Source organism: Curtobacterium sp. BRB10 (assembly GCF_031844325.1).
In the GTDB taxonomy this organism is placed as follows: Bacteria; Actinomycetota; Actinomycetes; order Actinomycetales; family Microbacteriaceae; genus Curtobacterium; species Curtobacterium poinsettiae_A.
Window position 1 is genome coordinate 1 of record NZ_JAUZVA010000022.1, and the last position, 4,155, is coordinate 4,155.

A 4,155-nucleotide genomic window follows, 5' to 3' on the forward strand; every position below is an offset into this window, starting at 1 on the left:
CCTGCCCGATGGTCGCGCAGCTGCGCATCCACTGACGCCGTGCTGGGGATCTTGCCCACCGGCACCGTGAAGTGGTTCGACCACGCCAAGGGCTACGGCTTCATCCACCCCGATGACGGGTCCGCAGACCTGTTCGCGCACTTCTCGAGCATCGTCGAGACGACCGACGCCCGGCCGCTCGCCCAGGACGACCACGTGCAGTACGAGGTCGGCCCCGGCAAGAAGGGGCCCCAGGCCAACACCATCTCGGTCATCCGCTGATCGGCACCACCACGAGCAACGCCCCGACCGGTCCGGTCGGGGCGTTGTTCGTTGCGCGCGTGACCGCGGTCGCGGCCGCGGCCGCGGCCGCGGCCGCGGCCGACCGAGTCTCGCCCTGCCGGACAGGTTGCGGGCCCCGGCACCCGCAACCTGTCCGCGGGACCGAGTCTCGGGAGGGGCCACCCGTCCGGCCCACCACGAGCTCGCGCCGAACGACAGCCCACGCCCGGTGAACCACGCAAGGTGTCGCTCAGCCCGAAACGAGCTCGGCGTTCCCTCGCTCAGATCGACGCTGGCCCCGTCGAGAACTGCGGTCCCGGAAGCACGAGCCTCCAGCGCATCGGCGTGCTCAACGGTCGGACAAGGAACCCCGATAGCAGGGCGAGAACGAGGCGATCCGGACGGTCAGCGACTCGTTGTCGACGGTGACCAGGTATCGCTCGCCGGTGCCGCGGCTGAGCGCGAGCCGTTCGAAGCCCTTGCCGGTCCGGTCTGTCTCGGCAGTGAACGAGGGGTCCGTTGAGAACTCGGAGCGGATCTTGCCGTACGCGGGATCCACTGCTTCTGACTTCGTCAGGCGCAGGGTGATGCCGCCGGCAGACTGCACCTCTGAGTCAGAACATGCGAGCAGCACCCACTTCCGAGTCATCTCAGACGAAATCTTCTCGGCGTCGAACGTGTCGGCGATCTTTCGTTGCACGGCCCCCGTGCGCTCCTCAGCCGCAGCACGGGCCTCCGCTTCATCGGAACCAGACGACGTCGTCGGTGTTGCCGTCGTGGGTTGCCCTCCGGTGCATGCGGTCAGTGCGAGGGCGATGGTCGCCCCGATGGCGGATGAGATGGCAGGGTGTCTGGTCACTGGGAGATCTCCTCCACGAGGTCGTCAAGGACGTCCTGGTCTCCTTCGATCCGAGCAACCTTGTCGTGCTGGTCCATGAGGTTCCCGAATCGTGCAAATGCACGTCCTCGGGCGGCGGCCGCAGTACTCGCCGTGGCCGAACGCAGGGTTCCGGCGAGGATTGTTCCCGTCCCACACCCCGCCCGCCGCTTGCCCGACCTGCAGGATGTCGACGTATGAGGAGTCCGATTAGGTGGCCTGTCTGTTGGGCTGCCACATCTCCACGGCCGCCGAAGCGGGCGTTCACTCAGTCGTCGTTCAATGAACCTGGGAAACACTGCGAGAACGACGACAACCGGACTTTCTCGGTGTCGTTGTAGATCGTGATGAGGTACTGGTCGTCGTTCGTCCCGGTGAGCGTCAGTCGCTTTGCGCCCTTGCCGGTCGTGTCAGTGGCGGCCGTGTACCCGTCGTCCCGCACAGCGGCGGTGATCGCGTCGTAGGTCTCGTCGACGTCCACTGGGCGCGCCAGCGTGATCGCGGCGCCGCCCGCTGCCGAAACAGTGGTGTCCGAGCAGGCCAGCAGCGTCCAGTCGATCGTGCGGCGGCTGGCGACCGCGTCGTCCGGGATCGCACCGATCACCCGGTCCTGGATCTCCGTCGTGCGACGTTCGGCAGTTGTCCGCGACACCGAGGCGGTTGCGCCCGGCTCGTGTTGTTCCTTCATCGATGGTCCTCCAGCGCAGGCAGTGATGGACAGTGCGAACGTCGTCACGAGACCCGCGACGAACCAGGCGGAGCGGGTGGTCACTCGAAGATCTCCTCGGCGAGTTGGTCGAGGACGGCACGATTGCCCTCGATGCGTGCGACCTTGTTGTGCTGGTCCATCAGGTTTCCGAAATCGTACGGGTTGACGTCGGTCGGTGCCGGACCGTAGTACTCGTCGTGCCCGAACGCCGGGTTCCACCGTGGATTGTTGCCGTCCCAGACTTGTCGGGTGCCCTGCCCGAGTTGCAGGATGTCGTAGTAAGAGTGGTCCGTGTAGGTCGTCATCGGGTTGGGCCGCCAGATCGGCGGCATACCCGCTCCGGACAACGATGTGACCTGCCCGTACTCGGTCCCCAGGGTTTCGGACGTGGTGATGTTCGCCAGACCCCAGCTGTGTCCGATGGCAGTTCGCTGCGTGTTCGCGAGGTTCGGGTCCACATCCAGTCCTGCTGACAGTTGGCGGAGTCGTTCAGCCGGGGCCAGTGCGAAGTCGGGGTCGTTTGCCTCGTTGACGCCGGCTGGCCCAGGGGTCTCCTCGCCAGGGAAGACGCCGTCCTTCGCCACGAGGACCACCGTGTCATCGGGCGACTGGTTGTACAACCACTTGCCGACCTGTTGCACGCTGCCGTTGTAGAAGGACTCGACATTGCTGAAGGTCCCCGGCACGTACGTGATCACGTGCTCCGTGTCCGGCGACGGCATGCCGATCATCTCGATGATCCGATGGTCCTCAGGGTCGTACAGGTACAGCTGGGTCTTCGGCGGCTCGGCCGTGACGCGGAGCAGGTACTTCTCCTCGAGCGCCAGCCGGTCGATCTCGTCCTTGGTCGACTTGTCGGTCCGACCGGAGAGCGCCTCGGACCAGGCCAGAGCCAGTCGGAGCGCCTGGAGTCGAGACTGCACGGCCGAGAGACGGTTCCCCGCGAGGTTCTTGTTCGCTGCGACGCGCGCCGCGGGCGGGAGGCCGTTCAGTCCGCCGAGCACCGACGGCACTGCTGCGACGAGTGCCTGCTGCTCGGGGGACAGGGTTCCGTCGTCGCCGTTCCCGAGTGACTGCCACCACGCACGCACCGCGCCGGGGTCGGCCTGCTGGATGGTCTCGACGACTTCGGGGTGGGCCTTCAGGAACGCTGCTGCCTCGTCGGCGTTCATGCTCTGGAGCAGGGCGAGCAGCGTCAACGGGGTCGCACTCGCGATGTCGGACCCGCTCAGCTTCTGGGGAAGTCCGTTCGCCCGGCGGGCCGAGAGCGCGTCGATGCACCGCCGGTCGGCCGCACGACGCTGCTCGACGAGCGCGTCCCACTCCAAGTCGAGGGACCGGGTCGTCGCGACTGCGTGGGACAGCTGGTCGTCGGCCCGGTTCGCGGTGGACTGCACTGCAGCGCCCGCCTCAGGGGTCGTGGTCGCGTCCTTCGCAGCCGAGCGTGCTGCGTTGCGAGCCGTCTCGGACGCAGTCTGGGCGGACGCGAGAGCCGCTGCGGCCGAAGCCCGGGCGATCTCGAGCCGCTGTTGCTCCTGCTGCACCGCCTCGAGGTCCATCGCGTACCGCTCCAGAGCGGACGCCTGCTCGACGAGCGCAGCCCGGAGCATCATCGTGTCCGCGCCGAAGTCGCCGATGTTCGACAGGAACGGTTCCTTCGCGCGTCCCTTCCAGTCGGCGCTCTGGCCATCGCTCGCGATGTCACGCAGGGTCCGCTCGACGTCCTGCAGGTCATCAGCCTTGGTGCGTCGCGCAGCCGCCAGCGCCGCGACGGCGACGGAGTCGCCGGCTCCGGGGTCGGTCGTCGTCCAGGACATCAGCGACCGCCAGACTGGCCCGCGAGGTCGTCCTCGACCGCGGAGATCTTGGTTGCCACCTCGCGCGGGTACTGCCCGATGGCGCTGAGCGACTGCGCGAGCACCTCGGCGCGGTCGGCGATGGCGGTGCCCGCCGTCCCCAGCGCGTCTGCGACCTCGGCAGACCCGAGTGCGTCCTCTCGCGGGTCGCTGAAGGCCCGGTCCAGCCGGACCGCCTGCGGTACCGGTGTCAAGGCGTTCGTCAGCGCATCGAGCGTCGTCTCGACGACCTGCAGATCCCCCATCGGTCACCCCTCCCGTGGCCTGCGACGACCCTAGCAGCGGTCGCCACCGCACGCGGTGGGGCTGTGGAAGCGCCGACGAGACGGACTGGAGGCGCGGTGCGATCTGGCCCCGCGCCTCCAGTCCGTCGTTCCTCACGTCCACCGCAACCGACGCGAGTCGGCCCGGACCGCGCTGCTGCGTGGTCCGGGCCGACTGGGGTGGTGCGG

At 68.1% G+C, this 4,155-nt stretch carries 5 protein-coding genes; 1 reads left to right on the forward strand and 4 read right to left on the reverse strand.

The window, feature by feature from the left end:
* Positions 1-51: 51 nt before the first annotated feature.
* Complete coding sequence (locus tag Q9R26_RS18505; RefSeq protein ID WP_182067231.1) at positions 52-261, forward strand: cold-shock protein; 210 nt, start codon at positions 52-54, stop codon at positions 259-261.
* Between the two features lie 349 nt (positions 262-610).
* Here Q9R26_RS18505 and Q9R26_RS18510 read toward each other — a convergent pair whose 3' ends face one another.
* From Q9R26_RS18510 to Q9R26_RS18525, 4 genes are all read right to left on the reverse strand, one after another.
* The gene (locus Q9R26_RS18510; protein WP_311228197.1) at positions 611-1,120 is read right to left on the reverse strand and encodes a hypothetical protein; all 510 of its coding nucleotides are present in this window, start codon (positions 1,118-1,120) and stop codon (positions 611-613) included.
* A gap of 286 nt (positions 1,121-1,406) precedes the next feature.
* Entirely contained in the window at positions 1,407-1,826 is a 420-nt protein-coding gene (locus tag Q9R26_RS18515) for a hypothetical protein (RefSeq protein ID WP_311228198.1), read from the reverse strand.
* 80 nt (positions 1,827-1,906) lie between these two features.
* The gene (locus Q9R26_RS18520) at positions 1,907-3,664 is read right to left on the reverse strand and encodes a hypothetical protein (RefSeq protein ID WP_311228199.1); all 1,758 of its coding nucleotides are present in this window, start codon (positions 3,662-3,664) and stop codon (positions 1,907-1,909) included.
* The gene (locus Q9R26_RS18525; RefSeq protein WP_311228200.1) at positions 3,664-3,948 is read right to left on the reverse strand and encodes a hypothetical protein; all 285 of its coding nucleotides are present in this window, start codon (positions 3,946-3,948) and stop codon (positions 3,664-3,666) included. The genes Q9R26_RS18520 and Q9R26_RS18525 overlap by 1 nt, the downstream gene beginning before the upstream one ends.
* Positions 3,949-4,155 lie beyond the last annotated feature (207 nt).

Excerpts from the sequence above, each read along its gene's own strand:
- Q9R26_RS18515 (WP_311228198.1), bottom strand. The coding sequence starts at position 1,826 with ATGAAGGAACAACACGAGCCGGGCGCAACCGCCTCGGTGTCGCGGACA.
- Q9R26_RS18520 (WP_311228199.1), bottom strand. The coding sequence starts at position 3,664 with ATGTCCTGGACGACGACCGACCCCGGAGCCGGCGACTCCGTCGCCGTC.
- Q9R26_RS18525 (WP_311228200.1), bottom strand. The coding sequence starts at position 3,948 with ATGGGGGATCTGCAGGTCGTCGAGACGACGCTCGATGCGCTGACGAAC.